Source organism: Nonomuraea purpurea, from assembly GCF_042650645.1.
GTDB classification, from domain to species: Bacteria; Actinomycetota; Actinomycetes; order Streptosporangiales; family Streptosporangiaceae; genus Nonomuraea; species Nonomuraea purpurea.
Genome location: NZ_JBHSBI010000034.1, coordinates 101,416 through 118,343 on the forward strand (window position 1 = coordinate 101,416; position 16,928 = coordinate 118,343).

The window sequence follows — 16,928 nt, forward strand, 5'->3', positions numbered from 1 at the left end:
GAGGCGGAAACTACGGTCCGAAGGCGTTCTCGTCACCATGCAGATGATGAGAGCCCTCTGCCGGCCGTCCCGACGTCTGTCGGGATTGGCTGATCACGCCGTTCTGGAGTCACCGGTTCTGGAAGGACAACGACCGGGTCTCCTCCTGGTTTCCGTTGGCGTCGGTGGAGCGGAAGGCGATCGTGTGCGCGCCCTTGTCGAGAACCCGGAACGGCTCGCTGTAGGTCTTCCACTTCCCGCCGTCGAGCCGGTACTGGGTCCTGGTCACGCCCGAGCCCCAGCCGTCGGCCGCCGTGAGTGTGACGACGGGGTTGACGTATCTGTCGCCCTGGTCAGGAACGCGCTGGGTCAGCTTCGCCTCGGTGGTGGGCGGGTCGACCTCGATCGCTTTCAGCGCCGCCTCGAGGTCGGGCAGGGGGCCGATGTGCTCTGCCGCGGTGACGGAGCCCTGCGGGGTGCCCGTGCGCTTCAGCAGGTCGGCGATCCGCGCGGCGCTCCACGGAGCCTGGCCGGTGGCCTTCAGGTAGGACTGGACGGCCACCACCGCTCCGGTGACGATCGGCCCGGCACCGGACGTGCCGCCGAACGTCCTGGTGTAGCGGACGTTGAGGTTCGCCGGGTCGCCACCGCCCTGCAGGTTGCCGTTGCCGCCCGAGGTCACGATGTTGCGTCCCCAGCCCTGCAGGTCGAACCTGGCGCCGAAGTTGGAGAAGCCCAGCCGCTCACGGTCGGTGTCGCCACCGGCTCCGGCCAGGATCGCACCGGAGTCCTGGACACTCCGGTCGAACCACTTGATCCCGTTCTGGACGTACAGATCGGAGTCGACGTTCTGGTTGCCGTTGCCGCCCGTCTCCACCACGGTGACCCCGAGCCCGTCGAGCAGCCGGATCGCATCGAAAACCGATGGTATCCACTCCAGGGGCGCGTAGTTCGTACCGCCGAGCGGGCCCACCGTCTGCTGCTCCAGCAGGACCGCGTCTCCGGGGACGAGGACGCCGAGGCCCGCGAGATAGGCCAGCGCCGCTCCCGGACTCCATCGGGTGCCCCCACCGGCCAGCGCCTGAACCGGCGAGATGCCGAACATCGTCGCCTCCGGCACGCCGCCCGTCACGCCGTACCCGTTGTCCTTGGCGACCAGTTCGCCGAAAACCGCCGTCCCGTGCTCGTCCGCGAAGCCCGTGTACCGAGGGAACACCGAGCCGCCGAGGTCGCTCGACGCGTCCAGCGGGAGGTCCTCGTGGGACATGTTCCAGTCGTACTCCAGGTCGACGATCTTGATGCCGGCGCCGCGGGCACGCGGGTCCTGGTGGGCGAAGTCGGCGTCGACGCCCTGCGGCGCGGGCCGCTGGTACCCCTGCATCCCGGTGAAGTCCGGAGTCGACGATGCCGGCGGCGGGACGAGGTCGGGGGCCGGATAGGCGAAGGCCACCTCGGGGAGCGATCGGAGGTCCTCGACCACCTGGTCCACGTCCACGTCGGCGGGCAGCACGACGCTGTACCAGGAGCCCAGGTCGGGGACCGTCTCGCCGGTGCGCGCCTTCGCCCTGGCGCTCAGGTCGTCCAGCCTGGCCACCGAGACGCTCGGCAGCAGCGGCGTGACGGACCGGACGCGATGACGGTCGAGGACCGTTCGGACGGGTTCCAGGTTCTCGCCACGGGTGCTGCGCAGGCTCTGGTTCGTCCCGCGCACCCGCAGCGTCTCCCGGAACTTGACCTCAAGGGCGACCTCGGACGTGACCTGCCCGGACGCCTCGAAGTCCCGGCCGTCGCGCAGGGACCCGGTCACGGTCAGCGCCTTGGTGGCCGGGCCGAACCCGGCGCGGGTCAGACTCTCCTTGTCGACATGCAGAACGAGGTCAGCCCGGCCGTCGCGATCGGCGTCGACGGCGGAGGCGAGATACCCGCCGCCGTCGCCGCGGGCGACCGGCGAGCCGGTGCCTAACCGGACCGTGGCCGGATCGACCTCCGTGGCATCCGTGCCTGCCGCGCCCAGCAGCGTGACCGGGACGAGTCCTGCCCCGGCGAGATTGACGTTCGCCGGGAGGACGACGGTGATCGTGGGTGGGGGTGGTGTCGCGGCTTGTGCGGGAAGAGCTCCGATCGCACTGACGGTCGCGACCAATGTTCCGAGGGCGACAAGGGCTGCGGGACGCTCGGCCATGACGAATCCATTCCATACATGGAGGGGTGACGGGGTCGGTGATGGAAGGTGTCGGCATGATCTAATCCCGCGCGGGCGCATCATGCACTGGCGCATCTGACGGAAGTATTGACGCCTGCGACCTACCGTTGTCGAAGCGTGTCCGGCGGCGGCCCCGCGCGGTCCGATCTCGTCACATCGCACCGCCGGCCCGGCAGGATCCCGCTGACCATCGCCGAGATCCTGCCGCACCAGGAAGATGGAATGGTCCCTCGGCTATTCCGCCAGCGCGCCGAAGACGTAGGTTCCGGGGGCGTTCGGGTTGTCGCCTGCCCAGAACTCCGTCCAGTGGGTGCGGAACTCCTCGCGGGTGAGGTGGCCGTCGCCGTCCAGGTCGAGGCGGGGGAAGACCTCGTCGGTCGCCGTGGGCGTCCCGTTCCACGTCTCGATGAGGGCGCCGTACTCCGAACGGGAGATGAGGCCGTCCCCGTCGAGGTCGATGGCCTCGAACATCGCGTCGGCGGTGCCGAAGACCGCGTCCGCCCTGTCACCGAGACCTTCGACGACGTGAAGCACCTCGTCGATGGTGATCGCGTCGTCGCCGTCAGCGTCGGAGGCGGACTGGAGTACCGTCCACCAGCCGGTCATGAGGCAGGCCAGTCGCTGCGGATCCACGGGTCCGGCGACGGCCATCCAACGGCGGGCGAGCGCCTGGAAGTCGGCCTCGGTCAACCGGCCGTCCCCGTCCACATCCATCGCCCGGAAAACTCCGACGACCTTTCTGCGCTGGAACTCACTGGCCACATCCGCCTCCGTTCTTCGGGAGACTTCATGTTTTCCGCGGTCACCGTTGGCCGACCATACTCAGTTGAGTGACGAACCTGTTACGTATCGTGAAAACTCAGAGGTTGCGCTCCTCCAGTTCGTCCAGAAGATCAGCGATGATCGAATCTTCGTCCTCGAAGGTCAGCCACCAGTCAGCGAAGGCCCGCCCATACTCGACGAGCGCGGCATCGTAGATGGCGGCCGGACGCTCGGCGGGCGCAAGTCCGAAGGTGCGCTTCAGCCACGCGACATAGGCCCCATGGGCGGGCTCGCCTTCGTCCTTGGCCGCGAGCAGGCGGAACAGCTCAGGTAGATCGCGTGCTTCGATGTACAGCTCTCCCTCGTCCCCGCAGAAGATCACCGGCAACCTGGCGAGGTCCGTGCCGCCGTCTCGCTTCCAGAGGGCATAAAAGGAGCCCGAGGCCGTTGCCTGGGCGAACGGGATGAGCCGGTCGCGCAACTCGGCGGGCGGCTCGGGACCGAGAGGAGAGACGCAACCGTACTCGAACAGCTCGAAGCCGTAGGAATAAGGCTCCCCGTCCAGGCTGTCCTCGAATTCCTTGAGGAGGTTGAGCTCGGGGATCGGGGAGAATATGGCACTCATGTTGCCTCCAAGTGGGCGGTCCTGCGCGAGGCAGCCCATCGCTTTATGGCTCGGCAGACGGGTCCTCATTCTCTCGTAGAGTTCGCCCCAACGGCGTGCACGGCAGAAAAGCCGACTTCCGTCGTAGGCTGAACCTCGCACGTGATGAACAGGAGGCTGAGGTGGCCGAGACGACGGTGGCCGAGTTGATGGCAGAGCTGGCCGAACTCGAAGACCCGAAGGCACGCGCGGTGAACGAGAAACACGGTGACGATCACGGTGTGAACCTCGGCAAACTGCGCGCGCTCGCGAAACGGCTGAAAACGCAGCAGGAACTCGCGTGCCGGCTCTGGGAGACGAATGACACCGCGGCAAGACTGCTGGCCACCCTGATCTGCCGCCCGAAGGCGTTCGAGCGTGACGAGTTGAACGCCATGGTGCGCGAGGCGCGCACGCCCAAGGTGCACGACTGGCTCGTGAACTACGTGGTGAAGAAGAACCCGCACTCCGAAGAGCTGCGCCTGGCCTGGTCCGCCGATCCGGATCCCGTGGTCGCGAGTGCCGGCTGGGCGCTGACCACCGAACGCGTGACGAAGAAGCCCGAGATCCTCGACCTCACAGGACTGCTCGACGTCATCGAGGCGGAGATGAAAGACGCCCCGGATCGCCTGCAGTGGGCGATGAACCACTGCCTGGCCCAGATCGGGATCGAACACACCGAGCACCGCGCCCGTGCGATCGACATCGGTGAGCGCCTGGAAGTGCTCAAGGACTACCCGACTCCCCCGGGCTGCACGTCTCCGTTCGCGCCCGTCTGGATCAACGAGATGGTGCGCCGGCAACACGACAAGTAGCAAGGGTGGAGCGCCCACTGGACGAAAAGGGGTTCGCTGTGCGCTTGTCAAAGCTACTTGCGGATCGGTTCTGGCGAGTAAATGCGTCATTAGGAGGTGATGCTGAGCCGGATCGCGCCCAGCGGTTCTCTGCGACCCATCCTGTGCGCCTCGGTCTGATCATCGGCGCTGCTGTCGGCGGTTTCTTCGGCATCTTCTTGCTGATCGGGGCCGCAACGGGATGGAAATACGCCTTCACGCTGTCTAACTTGCTCTTCTACCTCTGCGTAGCCGCCTTCGCCGGGTTGAGCATGATGGGTATCGGCTACGTCGAGCGCCGGCGTCAAAGGCACTACGGGCACTACCCGAATGAGGTGCGGGACGAGCCCGGCGGCCATCCGTAGCGGCCCGCGCGCGGGTGATCAAATCGCTTTACCGGCGCGCATCCGGTCGCCACCATGATTCCCATGAACACAGAGCTCGTGGAGCATTACACGAATGAGACCTCCGAGAACACCCGCCTCACAAGATCTCCGCACGGCAGACTGGAGTATCAGCGCACCCAAGAACTGCTGAGGCGAACGTTGATGCCGCCTCCGGCGCGCATCCTCGACGTCGGCGGTGGCGCGGGGGTGCATGCGCAATGGCTGGCCGCGGACGGCTACGACGTGCACCTGGTCGATCCGGTGCCCGCTCATGTCGATGCCGCAGCAGTCCTGTCCGGCGTCACCGCGGAGTTGGGTGACGCCCGTCAGCTGAGCATCCCGGACCAGAGCGTGGACGTCGTCCTGCTGCTCGGCCCGCTCTACCACCTGACCGATGCGGCCGACCGTGCCCAGGCGCTTGCCGAAGCCCGGCGAGTTCTGCGTCCAGGGGGTCTCGTGGTGGCCGCCGCCATCAGCCGCTACCTGTCTCTCATGGAGACCGGCACAAACGGGCGACTCACTGCCGAGATGACTTCCGCAGTGAGGAATGTCATCGCCACAGGGCACTACGACGGGCATGTGGGCTTCATGCCCACCCACTTCCACACCGCGGCGGAATTGGGGGCCGAAGTGCAGGCCGCAGGGCTGAGAGATGTGCAGGTGTACGGAATCGAAGGACCTTCTTGGCCTGCTCTGGACGTTGCCGGACAAGGAGAGTTCGACCGGCTTGTGGACGCGGCACTTCAGTGCGCGCGTATCGCCGAGCAGGACCCTCTGATGATCAACGCCAGTGCCCACTTTCTGGCAATCGCTCACGGATAAGGCTGTGCTGGAACAAGGGGGCGCGCATCGTACTGGGCACTGGAGAACATCGTCTCGGGTGTGCGGGACAGCCAGGGAGACAACGCCACCCCGTGCTCGGAATGGACGGTCACCCAGGTGATTCGGCGATCACATCGGCGGGATTGTCGGCGGCGAAGGATACGGTGACCGCCAGGAGGCGATAATCAGTGGAACTCACCCCCCAGCAGGTGCTCGGCCTGCGGATGTCCAGCCTGCTGCTTCGAGCGTCCCCCGGCGGCGCCGACCGGGCGACGGGCGTGGCCGAGGTGGTGACCTGGCTCGGGGCGATGCAGGCGCAAGACCTGGCCAGCGGTCTGTGGTCGTTCGGCGCGCGACTGCCCGGATACACCGCCGCCGACGTCACCGCCGCGCTGGAGCGGCGTGAGGCGCTGCGCACGTGGCCGATGCGCGGCACCATCCATTTCGTCCCGTCCCGCGACGCCCGCTGGATGGTCGAACTGATGGGCGTCCGGGTGCTGAACGGCGCGGCGCGGCGGCGCGAACAACTCGGACTCTCGGAGGAGACCGCCGTTCAGGCCATGGACGTGCTGGGCGCGGCCCTGGCCGGCGGCGGGCGGCTGAGCCGGTCGGAGTGCCTGGCGGTGTTGGCCGGCAAGGGCATCGACACCAGTGGCCAGCGCGGCTACCACCTGCTGTGGTACGCCAGCCAGCGGGGCCTGCTGTGCATCGCCCCCAACATCGGCAACGAGCAGAGCTTCGTGCTGCTCGACGAGTGGGTTCCCGACCCGCATCGGCCAGAGCGCGACGAGGCGCTGGGCACCGTCGCCCTGCGTTACTTCCGCGGCCACGGGCCGACCACCCGGCACGACTTCGCGGGCTGGACCGGCCTGACCATGGCCGACGCCAAACGCGGCATCGCCGTAGCCGGCGACGCGCTGGCCCGGGTGACCGTCCACGGGGTGGAGACGTACCTCGACGCCGCGCTCCTCGACACCGCCCCTCCCCCGGCCGGTGACGACGAGGTGCGCGTGCTGCCGGGGTTCGACGAATATCTGCTGGGCTACAAGGACCGCTCGCTCATGGTCGCCGAAGAGCACAAGGCGGCCATCATCCCCGGTAACAACGGGATCTTCCAGTCCACCGTGGTACGCGCCGGCCGGGTCGTGGCCACCTGGAAACGCACCCTCGCGACGAGCCGGGTGCGGATCGCCGTTCAGCCGCTCGTAACGCTCCACAAAAGCGACCAGGCGGAGATTGAGCGGGCGTTCGAGCAGTACGCGCAGTTCGTGGAACGCGCCCCGGAGGTGCGCTGGCCGTGACCCGTCGCACGCTCGAAGGTGGTTCGCCCAGCTTCGGAGTTTGCAGTGGCCTGGTTGGGCCGTCACCGCGAGCCCGAGCTCGTTGAGCCGGCAGAAAGTAGTCAGATCAGCGCAAGCGAAACCCGCGCCAGGGGTGGCGACGTGCCTGTCGCTGGACTCGGGCACGGCCTGCATGTCGTTCAGTGGCCGATACTCTCCAGGTCGGCCACGTCCTCATCGGAGAGGGAGAGCCCAGCGCCGACGATGTTCTCGCGCAGATGGGCTGTCGATGATGTGCCGGGGATGAGCAGGATGTTCGGTGAGCGCTGCAACAGCCAGGCCAACGCAATCGACATCGGCGTCGCCCCAAGCCGGACCGCGACCCCCGAAAGCGCCTCGGACTGTAGCGGCGTGAAGCCCCCCAGCGGGAAGAACGGCACGTAGGCGATGCCATCGGCGGCGAGCCGGTCGATGAGGTCGTCGTCGTGGCGGTAGGCGACGTTGTACATGTTCTGCACGCACACGATCGGCGCGATACCTCGCGCCTCGGCGACTTGCTCGGTGGTGACGTTGCTGACCCCGAGGTGACGGATCAGACCCTCTCGCTGGAGCTCGACGAGCGTCTCGAACGCCTCAGCGAGCGAACCGGGCTTGGGGCCTTCGGCATCGCCCATGCGCATGTTGACCAGATCGAGGGCTTCGACCCCGAGGGACTGAAGGTTCTCGTGGACCTGCTTGCGCAGATCTTCGGGTCGCCGGGCCGTGGGCCAACCGCCTTGCCCGTCTCGGTTCGCCCCCACCTTGGTGGCGATGAACAGCGACTCCGGGTAGGGATGCAGAGCCTCACGGATCAGCTCGTTGGTGACGCGCGGTCCGTACGCGTCGCTGGTGTCAACGTGAGTGATACCGGCCGCGACCGCCTCACGCAACACGGCCAGGGCGCCGTCATGGTCGGCGGGAGGCCCCATGACCCACGGGCCGGCGAGTTGCATCGCGCCGTAGCCGAACCGGGTGATGGTTGAGTCGCCCAGTGTCCAGGTGCCGCCGGGAAGTGATGTGGTGGGTGCGTTCATCGTCGTGCCTTTCGTTTCTCGCCGTGGGTGGCATCTTCGGCCTCCCTGGACGAGTATTGGAGAGCTACTTCCCGTGGGGAAGTAGGCACTCTGAAGTGCGTAACTCACCCACAGGCGAAAGGCAAGATCAGTGACGACGACGAAGGCCGCCCAGAGGGCGCAGGCCAAGGCGGGGTACAACGCATTCCTGGCGGCATGCCCCAGCCGCCAGCTCCTCAACCGAATCTCGGACAAGTGGGTCGTCCTGATCCTGTGTGCACTTGGCGGCGGCACAGCCGACACGTCTGACCAGCCCGGTGCATCGGATGCCGCACGAGCGATGCGCTACTCCGAGATCTCCCGCCTGCTGGCGGGAGTCAGCCAGAAGATGCTGACCCAGACCCTACGAGCACTCGAACGCGACGGCCTACTCACCCGCACCGTGACGCCAACCGTCCCCGTCACCGTCACCTACGAGCTGACCGACCTCGGCCTCTCGCTCCACCACCTGACACGCGACCTCAGGCACTGGGCACAGACCCACATGGACCAGGTCCTCGCCAACCGCGAGAAGCACGACGCTCGCACTCCTTGATGACCTGACCCAACCAACCATCCCCTTAATGGAACGACGATCATGCATTTGTAGTGCCGCTGCATCGATGTCACCCTGACGGGCATGTACGGCGAGAACCTGGTAGGTCTTTGGGACAGCGGCCCCTATGACCTTGGGTCCATGGAGACCAGCTGGCTGGGATTTCTGCCGGATGGCCGCGGCTGGAGCGCATGGGCCAACCTCGCCGGCGGAATAGACGTCGGCCGCTTTCGCTGGCGCTGTCCGAAGCCTGCGCGTCTGGAGTTGCGCTATGAATGGCAGGCTGCAGGTGGATGGCAAGGCACGGATGGTCCACTTCGATTCAGCTCGATCGACAGCCAGGGCCCAGACGATGAGGTACTGAACACCGGTTACACCATCAGACCGGATGCAACGCGAACGGCCTCGGAACCGTTCACCACTCTCCATCTGGAGAAATGTGTGCAGTTCTGCTTGACTTACGCTCGCATCCGGCATGAACTCTCACCCGAAGACGACCCTGTTCACCACCTCGCACCATGGCAATAGAGGGAATGAGCCTGCAGGCTGGGTTCCTCACCGCCACACTCCCGGATATGATCTTGCGTCCGCGGTCTACCTCATGGGTAAATCGTTAAATGCCGGATGTATCCGACGACAATTCCGCTGATGCCACCCAAAACTTCCGTGTGTCTCGCTCTCCGGATGACGCCGCAGATCTCTTGGAGCGGCTCTCGGCGCTGGAACAAAAAGTAGCGGCCGAGAACAAGCCGTGGTGGCGGCGGGAAACGTCCAACATCATCGCAATCGTCTCGGTCGTACTCGCCATCGCGTCCGCAGTCGTGGGGCGGATCGACCTGTCCGCGTCGAGCGACCAGGCGAGGATAGAGAAGCTGGATGGTGTGGTCCAGAGACTGACCGCCATCGAGCGTGAGTACGCGGAGCTGATCCGAAACGCTCAGCAAGACGGGAAGGCATATCCGCCTGACTACGTCAACATCATCAGCAGCAACCTGAACACGGATCGCGTCATGCTGGCCCGCCAGGCCGCCGACCTTCTCGACCGGGTTCCCCATCTGGCCACCTCTGCCGAGGTCTACGTCGTAGCCACACAACTCGCCCAATCGGGTGAGACGAATCGCGCCCTGGAGATATCCGTCAGGGCGGAGACGCTGGCCAAGAACTACCTGGAATACACCGCCACGGTCAGGCTCCGTGCCCAGATCTTCTTCACGATGGGAAAAATCGACCAGGGTCGCGCCCAGATGCAGCGGGCTGAGAACACGTTCACCGATCGGAAGGACTTCGACCAGGTCACCACCCAAGCGCAGAAGGACTTGACAATCATTGACACCGAACTCCGTTGGGCACCCCTGGAGTCCGACTGCCAAGCCGCGTGGTCACATGCCAAAAGGGCCGCGGACCTTCTCGTCACAGCGCAGATCGCAGGGCCCGACAAGATGATGCTGCAGCAGCGAAGCGACGATCTCCGCCAAAGCACACAGAAGCGGTGCCCGGCGGCCCTCGGGGTCCAAGTGAGCGACGCAGTCGGGGCCGACGGTTCCGCCATAGGCGCGCTCGTCGGGAACGTGACGGCGGACGGTCCCGCCGGCAAGGCAGGGATCAAGGCCGGCGACATCATCGTGAGCGTGAACGGCACGCAAACGCCGGAAGCCTCGGTCCTGCAGCAGGTGGTGACCAAATTCAAGCCAGGCGATCCGTGCAAGCTGGAGGTCATGACGCAAGGCACCGCAAGGACCGTGACCTTGGAACTGAGCCAACGCCCAACATTTTGACCCAGTCAGACGGGCAATGGGTGGGTGTCCCGGCTTTGCTTCCAGGCCGGCAGAGAGCGATCTTTCATGATCGTGAGCATCCCCATCCAGTCTCCCGCGTAGTTAAAGGGCGTTCATGAGTTTTCGGGTGAACCGATGCATCTGGGGGTCGAGACGTTCAGCGGGCTCGTTGAGGATCTCACGGGGTGTCAGCCACTTGATGGCGGTGAATTCTTCTCGATCGTAGGACACGATGGTGTCTGCCTCGAGGAGAAACCAGAGCGTTACGTCGGTGTGGATGTTTTCGCCGCGTGTGCGGGTGACGGTTGCGAAGAAGGGGCGCGTCCCTGCTATTGACGTTGGGCGCGCGGGTATATGGAGTTCCTCTTGGCACTCGCGTTCGACGGTCTCCCACGTGTCTTCCTCGGGTTCGACGTGTCCTCCGCTCGGCAACCAGAGCCGTGCTTTGCGGTGGTCGACGAGCAAGAGTTCTTCGTTCGGGTTGAGGACCACGTTGTAGGTCACGAGGTGAGGGTCCGGGATGTCGGGCGCATGTGTTCGGTAGAGGGGCGCGCCACTGGATATCCAGTTGAGGGCGGTAGCCACATGGGCGGCCTCTACCTCGTCCCAGGGGATGATGCCGGCAAACTGTTCGGCCAGTTGGTGTCGGAGCCGTGCGGCTCGGGAGCCGCCACGCATCGAACTGTCGCCAGACATGATCGAGACCTTACCCCCCGTTGGACGGACGGCGCTGTGGCGCTCGGGTCGGCGGGGTTCGGATGGCACGGCTCGGCGTTCCGCAGGGATCTCCAAAGACTCATAGAGCTCGGTTGACCTGGCAGGGGCGGCCAACGGTGATCGTCACACCGTTGGTCATTGTGCGAAGCGCCCCATGGGAAGACCTTCTTGCGGGCCGAAGGCACGTTCCAGGAAGGACGCTCGCGGCCGGCTCCCGCCCGGCTCGCGAGGCGTCAGCTAGCTCGACCGCCCCGTCGCTCTGACCACGGAGGCTGTCGCGCAGATCGGTGACGAACGGCTTGGCCGGGCGGGGATGTCCATCGTCGAACATCCCCGCCCACGATCAGAACCAGGATGTGGCACCTGCACGCGGAACGCGCGGACTGACGCCGCGGTCAGGTCGCCACGGGTGTCGGCTTGTTGATGAGCGCGATGTTCATCCAGAAGCCGGCCGAGGCGAGCACCATCATCAGGGTGGCCATCGCCTTGTCGTCGTAGTGCTTGGCGACCTCGATGTACAGGTCGTCCGGTACCCGTTCCTCGCCACGCGCGCCAGGCTGGAAAACGGCGTCGGTCAGCGCCAGCGCGGCCTGCTCTGCGTCGGTGAAGTACGGCGCGTCCCGCCAGGTCGCCACGGCGGCGATCCTGGCCTCGGACTCGCCCGCATTACGCAGGTCGACCGAGTGCCGCATCACCTGGTAGGTGCTGCCGACGATCTGGCCGGCACGCAGGTAGACCAGGCTGGTCGTGGTCGCCGGCACCGAGCCGTTGCCGGTGGCCTTGACGATCAGGCCGGCCAACTCCTGGATCTCGGGCAGGTGTGCGTTGGCGTCGGGGATCCGTGGTCCCATGGTGTCCTCCATGGTGCTGGGGAAATGTTGTCGTCCCTATGAGCCCTCGCGTGCCGGCGATGTGACAGGCGGAGGAGGAATCCCGGCGGCGTCAGCGAACTGGCGGACCCGCTCGGGGTCGCGGAGCCCGTCGATAGCGACGATCCGGTCGTCCGCGACGGTGAATACCAGCACAGCGAACGGCTGGTCGTCGACGGTGATCAACGCGCCGACCACGCCGTTGACCAGCACAGGCTGCAGCCGCCCGCCGCGCGGGCCGCGGGCTTGGTTGGCCACGGCCACCGCGCCGCGGACGACGACACGCTGCCCGTCGGCCCCGAAGTCGGAGGTCAGGACGACATCGGGATCGAGGATCTGGACCAGGGCGTCGAAGTCACCGGCCCGTGAGGCCGCGTAGAAGGCGTCGACCACCTGCCGCTGCCGCACCAGATCCGGGTCGGGCGATGGGATCTCGGCGCCGTTCACCCGGCGCCGTGCCCGGCTGGCCAGCTGCCGCGCGGCGGCCGGCGTACGGCCCACGATCCCGGCGATCTCGTCGAACGGCAGCTCGAACATGTCGTGCAGCACGAACGCCAGCCGCTCGGCCGGACTGAGCCGGTCGAGCACCACGAGCAGGGCCAGCCCCACCGAGTCGGCCAGCAACGCCTCCTGCTCGGGGTCAAGATCACTGTCCGGGATCACGACCGGCTCGGGCAGGCGCGACTCCTCCCGCCGCTGCCGCCGGGAACGCAGCGTGTGCAGGCATTCCCGAGCCACAACAGTAGTCAGCCAGCCGCCGAAGTTGTCGATCTGGTCCGCGTCGGACCGGCAGAGCCGCAGCCAGGCGTCCTGGACGGCGTCATCGGCCTCGGCCATCGAACCCAGCATCCGATAGGCCGCCGCCCGCAGCCGGGGCCGGTGCTGCTCGAAACGCTCGGCCAGCCACTCGGTCTCCTCCATCGGTCACATCATCCCCTCGTCAAGGCTCAAGGACATGAGCCCGCGAAGGCGCCGAATGTGACAGGGGGCGTTACGCGAGTGGCCGACTGTCAGATCTCAGGGGCCGCGGCGGCCAGGAGCCGGGCGAGCTCGGCAGGCTGTGTGATCATGGGCCAGTGGCCCGAGTCGATGTCCACAAGGTCAAGGTGTTTGGCCTTGGCCAGCTCGGGCACGTCACCGGCGGCTATCCACTCCTGAGCCTGGGCGGGGGTGAACTCGGGGCACACGACGAGAACGGGCACGTCGAACCGTCGCTCATCCGTCATGTGTACCACGCCCTTCGTCACCCCGGCGGGGACGGCAATCGCCGCGGACGCGAAGTCGCTCCTTGCCTCCTCGCCGAGGTCAGCTGAGTCAGGTCCTTCGAACGGACCCCAGCCGGGGAAGGGCATGACGCCGTCCTTCACCTCGAAGAAGTCGGCGTAGGGCTGCCCGTCCGCGGCCGGGAAGCCGCCGATCAACGCGACCTTGGCGACCCGCTCCGGGCACGCGTCGGCGGCCAGCCAGGCCAGGGTGCAGGCGGCGGAATGCCCCACCACCATGGGCTTTCCTGACGCCGACTCCACGGCGGCGAGCACGGCTGCCACCTGGTCGTCGAGAGTGGCCGAGGCGGATCCGTCACCCTGTCCGGGCAGGGCGATCGGTATGGGACGGTGGCCGAGCTCCTGTAGGACGGGCGCGACCTCGTCCCACGCGGACCCGTCGAGCCACAGGCCGGCGATGAGCAGGATATCCATGGTCAGATCTCTTTCTTCAGTGACGGAACTCGGTCAGGATGTCAGGCTAGGACCGATTCCGGACGTTCTACTTCCTGTTCACTACGTGACCTCGTAACATGCCCGTGTGCCGACCGATCTCAGTCCCACCGCACGAGCTCTGCGCGCCATGGAGATCCTCCAGGCCCGCCCTGGCGTGACGGCCGGCGAACTCGCCGCTGGTCTGGGCGTCACGGAGCGGGCCGCGCGCCGGTACGTCGGGATCCTCCGCGAGGCGGGCATCCCCGTCGAGTCGCTCCGCGGTCCGTATGGCGGGTACCGGCTCGGGCGCGGGACGCGGCTGCCTCCGGTCGCCTTCACAGAACCCGAGGCGCTTGGCCTGGTCATGGCGGTGCTCAACGGCCAGCCGGAGGCCACCGACGTCGGCGACCTCGTCGGCGCCGCCCTGGGCAAGGTCATCCGGGCCCTGCCCGAGAACATCGGACGGCAGGCGGCGGCGCTGCGTGAGTATGCCTCGGCGGCGCCCGACCGGTTCTCGGCCCGTCCGGATCCCGCCACCACCAGCGCGCTCGTGGCCGCCATCGCGGACCGGCGGCGCGTGGTGGTCGCCTACCGGAGCGAGTCCGGCAACCAGTGGGAGGCTGAGGTGGACCCCTGGGCGGTCGTCGTCCGTCACGGGCGCTGGTACCTGCTGTGCTACTCCCACCACGCGGACGCCGTCCGCACCTACCGGGTCGACCGCGTCCGCCAGGTTCAGCGGACTACGCACGCGTTCGAGCCGCCCGACGACCTCGACCCGGTCGCGGCGCTGGAGGAGAACCTGGGCACCGGGTGGGAATTCGCCACGCGCGTCGTGTTCGACGCTCCCCTGACCGAGGTGGCTCCTTGGATCCGGCCGCCGATGGGAAGACTCGAACCGGTGGGGGACGGATGCGTGCTCGTCGGCAGCACGAGCAATCCGACGATGTACGCGCAGGAGTGGCTGCCGAACGTGCCGTTCCCCTTCCGCGTCGAGGGCGGCCCGGAACTGCGTGCCGCCGTCGCGAGTCTCGCTTCACGTCTCGCCACCGCCCTGGAGGCCAGCCCATGGACGACGTCACGCCCTGGCCGCCGACTTTAGGGATGCGGCTGAGCGAACAATTCCGAGGTGGAGCCCATAACCGGTTGCACGCCAGCCTGGGCAGGCCGCCAAAATTGACGCGTGACCGCGCCGACCAACCTGGAGTTCCTGACCCGACTGCTGGCAGCGTGGGAGTTTCCCCTGGGCACGACGATCATCCGAGCCGAGCAAGGGACCAACAACCAGACGTTCCTGCTTCGCCAGGGCGACCTCCGATTTGTGCTCCAGGTCAGCCAGACCCTGTCCGCCGAGCAGGTCGGCGCCGTGCACCGGACCCTGCGGTGGCTACGGCCGGCTGGACTTCCCTTCCAGGTGCCTGAGCCAGTCGCCGCGCGCAGCGGGGACACGGTGATCGAGACCTCGGCCGGGCCCGCCACCGTCTGCCGGTGGATCCCCGGAGTGCGGCCCGACCTCACGAGCCAGACGGCACTCGAGCGCTTCGGCCGGGCGGTCGGGCTGCTCGGCGAGGCGATGCTGGGCGTGCCGGCAGAAGACGGGCTGGGGGACTGGCGCGGTGACCCTCTGGCGCATCCCGCCGTGCCGCACGTCGGCGCCCTTTGCCGTCAACTGCGCGCCGCCGGGATCAGCGCGGAGCGGACCGCCCGCCTCGACGCCGTGGCGCGCCGTGTCGGGCAGGAGTGGTCTGCGGGCGGCGGCGGGCTGCCGACCCAAGTCATCCACGGTGACCTGGCGGCCTCGAACGTGCTGGTCGACGAGGACACCGGGGAGGTGAGCGGGCTGCTCGACTTCGAGTTCGCCGGGGTCGGTTTCCTGGTCCAGGACATTACGGCGGCGCTGTTCAACAGCGGGACCCTGGAGACGCGCGACTGGCAGCCCCGCACGGCGGCCTTCCTCCAGGGGTACGCCTCGGTCCGTCCGCTGGATGCCGCCGAGGCCGACGCGCTGCCCCGGCTGCTTCTCGCCCGGGCGGTCGGCAGCGCCCTGTCGCGGGCCGGCCGATGGATGAATGGGAAGGCACAGCTCGGCGAGGTTGCCGACCGGATCCGCAAGCTGGAGGACACGACCCGCTGGCTCGACGCCAATGGCGGAAAGCTCCGGTCACTCGCGGCCGCCGGAGGGCACGCGTGACTCGGAAGTACGGCGCGAGCCTTTCGCGGGTCAGAGAAATCAAGATCCGCGTTCCAGTCATCTCGGCTGAACCCGCACCTGGAACAGCGATCACCGGCATCGTTTCAGCCCGTCTGGGGGCTCGGGGACTGCCGCCCCGAACCCCTGCATGGCGAGACCATCGCCCCGTCCAGCGGGTGCGCGGGCTGGTGCCTGCGGGGGTGGCACGTGTCCATGAGGGCCGCCTACTCGACCAGAACGAAATGGGATCATGATGTGATCTCCGCTTTCGGGCCGTTTGGCCACCCTTTCTGCGATGAGTTCCGGCGCTCCATCGGGTCTCCACTCTGGACGACCTCAACAACCAAGGAGGAGTTTCATGGGCAAGATCATCTACTGGATGAACACCTCGATCGACGGCTACATCGAGGATCCCAATGGCGGCCTGGACTTCCATGACCCGGGCGAGGATTTCCACCAGGCGGCGAGCGACCACGTTCGCCGGACCGCGGCGTTCCTGTTCGGGAGGCGGCTGTATGAGGCGATGGAAAGGCCCTGGACGCAGGACCTCGGCAAGGAAGGCGCCCCGGCTTTCGAGCGGGAGTTCGCCCAGTTCTACAAGGAGACGCCGCGGTACGTCTTCTCCGACACCCTCCAGACCGTCCCCGAAGGAGTCACGATCGTCCGTCGCAAGGACGCCGTGTCCGCGGCGACGCGCCTCAAGCAGGAGATCGACGGCACCCTCCAACTCGGCGGCCCCGAACTGGCCGTCTCCCTGCTGGACCTGATCGACGAGTTCTGGGTGTACGCGTTCCCCGTGATCGTCGGGGGCGGCAAGCCGTACCTGCCTGTGGAAAAGGGACTGCAGCTGCGCCTGGTCGAGCACCGTTCCTTCGCCTCGGGAATCATGTTCCGGCGCTACACACGGTCCTGACCGGCCCAGGAGCGGATCCGCGCGGGCGTACCCACGAGGGGCCGCCCGTGCACGATCCCAGACGAAGTGGCGTCCGCGTCACTGAACCCGTCACCACCTTGCACAGGTTCGCGCGAACGACGAGCTCGCTGACCAGGAAGGCGGCGGCGTTGGCGGTCTTCGCAAGGTCTCCTCTGGGGCGGCGGCCTTCAAGCTCGGATCCCTAGATCTTGAC

Annotated in this window: 18 protein-coding genes; 10 read left to right on the top strand and 8 right to left on the bottom strand. The window is 67.0% G+C overall.

Going from position 1 to position 16,928, the window contains the following annotated elements; all coding sequences use genetic code 11:
• Positions 1–109 precede the first annotated feature (109 nt).
• From ACFOY2_RS44920 to ACFOY2_RS44930, 3 genes are all read right to left on the bottom strand, one after another.
• Positions 110–2,161 (bottom strand): OmpL47-type beta-barrel domain-containing protein, encoded by a 2,052-nt coding sequence (locus tag ACFOY2_RS44920; RefSeq protein ID WP_379534268.1) that lies wholly within the window; start codon positions 2,159–2,161, stop codon positions 110–112.
• A gap of 255 nt (positions 2,162–2,416) precedes the next feature.
• Positions 2,417–2,944 carry an EF-hand domain-containing protein gene (locus tag ACFOY2_RS44925; protein WP_379534269.1) on the bottom strand — a complete coding sequence of 176 codons (528 nt, stop codon included), beginning with the start codon at positions 2,942–2,944 and terminating at the stop codon, positions 2,417–2,419.
• 97 nt (positions 2,945–3,041) lie between these two features.
• Entirely contained in the window at positions 3,042–3,569 is a 528-nt protein-coding gene (locus tag ACFOY2_RS44930; RefSeq protein WP_379534270.1) for a hypothetical protein, read from the bottom strand.
• Between the two features lie 188 nt (positions 3,570–3,757).
• Here ACFOY2_RS44930 and ACFOY2_RS44935 point away from each other — a divergent pair, with 188 nt between their 5' ends.
• The 4 genes from ACFOY2_RS44935 to ACFOY2_RS44950 all read left to right on the top strand — a co-directional run bounded on the left by ACFOY2_RS44935 (position 3,758) and on the right by ACFOY2_RS44950 (position 6,929).
• Entirely contained in the window at positions 3,758–4,402 is a 645-nt protein-coding gene (locus ACFOY2_RS44935; RefSeq protein WP_379534300.1) for a DNA alkylation repair protein, read from the top strand.
• Positions 4,403–4,407: 5 nt separating this feature from the next.
• Positions 4,408–4,785, top strand: coding sequence for a hypothetical protein (locus ACFOY2_RS44940; RefSeq protein WP_379534271.1), 378 nt, complete (start codon positions 4,408–4,410; stop codon positions 4,783–4,785).
• Between the two features lie 63 nt (positions 4,786–4,848).
• Positions 4,849–5,628 carry a class I SAM-dependent methyltransferase gene (locus ACFOY2_RS44945; RefSeq protein ID WP_379534272.1) on the top strand — a complete coding sequence of 260 codons (780 nt, stop codon included), beginning with the start codon at positions 4,849–4,851 and terminating at the stop codon, positions 5,626–5,628.
• Between the two features lie 188 nt (positions 5,629–5,816).
• Positions 5,817–6,929, top strand: coding sequence for a winged helix DNA-binding domain-containing protein (locus tag ACFOY2_RS44950; RefSeq protein WP_379534273.1), 1,113 nt, complete (start codon positions 5,817–5,819; stop codon positions 6,927–6,929).
• A 179-nt stretch (positions 6,930–7,108) separates the two neighbouring features.
• Here ACFOY2_RS44950 and ACFOY2_RS44955 read toward each other — a convergent pair whose 3' ends face one another.
• Positions 7,109–7,981 (bottom strand): aldo/keto reductase family oxidoreductase, encoded by an 873-nt coding sequence (locus tag ACFOY2_RS44955; protein WP_379534274.1) that lies wholly within the window; start codon positions 7,979–7,981, stop codon positions 7,109–7,111.
• A 130-nt stretch (positions 7,982–8,111) separates the two neighbouring features.
• On the opposite strand from ACFOY2_RS44955, the gene ACFOY2_RS44960 reads away from it, so the two are divergent.
• The 3 genes from ACFOY2_RS44960 to ACFOY2_RS44970 all read left to right on the top strand — a co-directional run bounded on the left by ACFOY2_RS44960 (position 8,112) and on the right by ACFOY2_RS44970 (position 10,330).
• Positions 8,112–8,555, top strand: coding sequence for a winged helix-turn-helix transcriptional regulator (locus tag ACFOY2_RS44960; protein ID WP_379534275.1), 444 nt, complete (start codon positions 8,112–8,114; stop codon positions 8,553–8,555).
• Between the two features lie 84 nt (positions 8,556–8,639).
• Positions 8,640–9,083 (top strand): hypothetical protein, encoded by a 444-nt coding sequence (locus tag ACFOY2_RS44965; protein ID WP_379534276.1) that lies wholly within the window; start codon positions 8,640–8,642, stop codon positions 9,081–9,083.
• A gap of 89 nt (positions 9,084–9,172) precedes the next feature.
• The gene (locus ACFOY2_RS44970; protein ID WP_379534277.1) at positions 9,173–10,330 is read left to right on the top strand and encodes a PDZ domain-containing protein; all 1,158 of its coding nucleotides are present in this window, start codon (positions 9,173–9,175) and stop codon (positions 10,328–10,330) included.
• 102 nt (positions 10,331–10,432) lie between these two features.
• On the opposite strand, the gene ACFOY2_RS44975 is transcribed toward ACFOY2_RS44970, so the two are convergent.
• From ACFOY2_RS44975 to ACFOY2_RS44990, 4 genes are all read right to left on the bottom strand, one after another.
• Positions 10,433–11,026 (bottom strand): NUDIX domain-containing protein, encoded by a 594-nt coding sequence (locus ACFOY2_RS44975; protein WP_379534278.1) that lies wholly within the window; start codon positions 11,024–11,026, stop codon positions 10,433–10,435.
• Positions 11,027–11,442: 416 nt separating this feature from the next.
• The gene (locus ACFOY2_RS44980; protein ID WP_379534279.1) at positions 11,443–11,898 is read right to left on the bottom strand and encodes a carboxymuconolactone decarboxylase family protein; all 456 of its coding nucleotides are present in this window, start codon (positions 11,896–11,898) and stop codon (positions 11,443–11,445) included.
• Positions 11,899–11,934: 36 nt separating this feature from the next.
• Positions 11,935–12,837 (bottom strand): sigma-70 family RNA polymerase sigma factor, encoded by a 903-nt coding sequence (locus ACFOY2_RS44985; RefSeq protein WP_379534280.1) that lies wholly within the window; start codon positions 12,835–12,837, stop codon positions 11,935–11,937.
• Between the two features lie 89 nt (positions 12,838–12,926).
• Positions 12,927–13,613, bottom strand: a complete 687-nt coding sequence (locus tag ACFOY2_RS44990) for an alpha/beta fold hydrolase (RefSeq protein WP_379534281.1) — start codon at positions 13,611–13,613, stop codon at positions 12,927–12,929.
• A 106-nt stretch (positions 13,614–13,719) separates the two neighbouring features.
• Here ACFOY2_RS44990 and ACFOY2_RS44995 point away from each other — a divergent pair, with 106 nt between their 5' ends.
• The 3 genes from ACFOY2_RS44995 (at position 13,720) to ACFOY2_RS45005 (ending at position 16,714) form a co-directional block, all read left to right on the top strand.
• A complete protein-coding gene (locus tag ACFOY2_RS44995; RefSeq protein ID WP_379534282.1) occupies positions 13,720–14,712 on the top strand; it encodes a helix-turn-helix transcriptional regulator in 993 nt (330 codons plus the stop codon).
• Positions 14,713–14,793: 81 nt separating this feature from the next.
• Positions 14,794–15,801, top strand: a complete 1,008-nt coding sequence (locus tag ACFOY2_RS45000) for a phosphotransferase enzyme family protein (RefSeq protein WP_379534283.1) — start codon at positions 14,794–14,796, stop codon at positions 15,799–15,801.
• Positions 15,802–16,159: 358 nt separating this feature from the next.
• Positions 16,160–16,714 (top strand): dihydrofolate reductase family protein, encoded by a 555-nt coding sequence (locus ACFOY2_RS45005; RefSeq protein WP_379534284.1) that lies wholly within the window; start codon positions 16,160–16,162, stop codon positions 16,712–16,714.
• Positions 16,715–16,928: the final 214 nt, after the last annotated feature.

Excerpts from the sequence above, each read along its gene's own strand:
- ACFOY2_RS44920 (WP_379534268.1), bottom strand. The coding sequence starts at position 2,161 with ATGGCCGAGCGTCCCGCAGCCCTTGTCGCCCTCGGAACATTGGTCGCG.
- ACFOY2_RS44930 (WP_379534270.1), bottom strand. The coding sequence starts at position 3,569 with ATGAGTGCCATATTCTCCCCGATCCCCGAGCTCAACCTCCTCAAGGAA.
- ACFOY2_RS44935 (WP_379534300.1), top strand. The coding sequence starts at position 3,758 with ATGGCAGAGCTGGCCGAACTCGAAGACCCGAAGGCACGCGCGGTGAAC.
- ACFOY2_RS44945 (WP_379534272.1), top strand. The coding sequence starts at position 4,849 with ATGAACACAGAGCTCGTGGAGCATTACACGAATGAGACCTCCGAGAAC.
- ACFOY2_RS44955 (WP_379534274.1), bottom strand. The coding sequence starts at position 7,981 with ATGAACGCACCCACCACATCACTTCCCGGCGGCACCTGGACACTGGGC.
- ACFOY2_RS44965 (WP_379534276.1), top strand. The coding sequence starts at position 8,640 with ATGTACGGCGAGAACCTGGTAGGTCTTTGGGACAGCGGCCCCTATGAC.
- ACFOY2_RS44970 (WP_379534277.1), top strand. The coding sequence starts at position 9,173 with ATGCCGGATGTATCCGACGACAATTCCGCTGATGCCACCCAAAACTTC.
- ACFOY2_RS44975 (WP_379534278.1), bottom strand. The coding sequence starts at position 11,026 with ATGTCTGGCGACAGTTCGATGCGTGGCGGCTCCCGAGCCGCACGGCTC.
- ACFOY2_RS44980 (WP_379534279.1), bottom strand. The coding sequence starts at position 11,898 with ATGGGACCACGGATCCCCGACGCCAACGCACACCTGCCCGAGATCCAG.
- ACFOY2_RS44985 (WP_379534280.1), bottom strand. The coding sequence starts at position 12,837 with ATGGAGGAGACCGAGTGGCTGGCCGAGCGTTTCGAGCAGCACCGGCCC.
- ACFOY2_RS44990 (WP_379534281.1), bottom strand. The coding sequence starts at position 13,613 with ATGGATATCCTGCTCATCGCCGGCCTGTGGCTCGACGGGTCCGCGTGG.
- ACFOY2_RS45005 (WP_379534284.1), top strand. The coding sequence starts at position 16,160 with ATGGGCAAGATCATCTACTGGATGAACACCTCGATCGACGGCTACATC.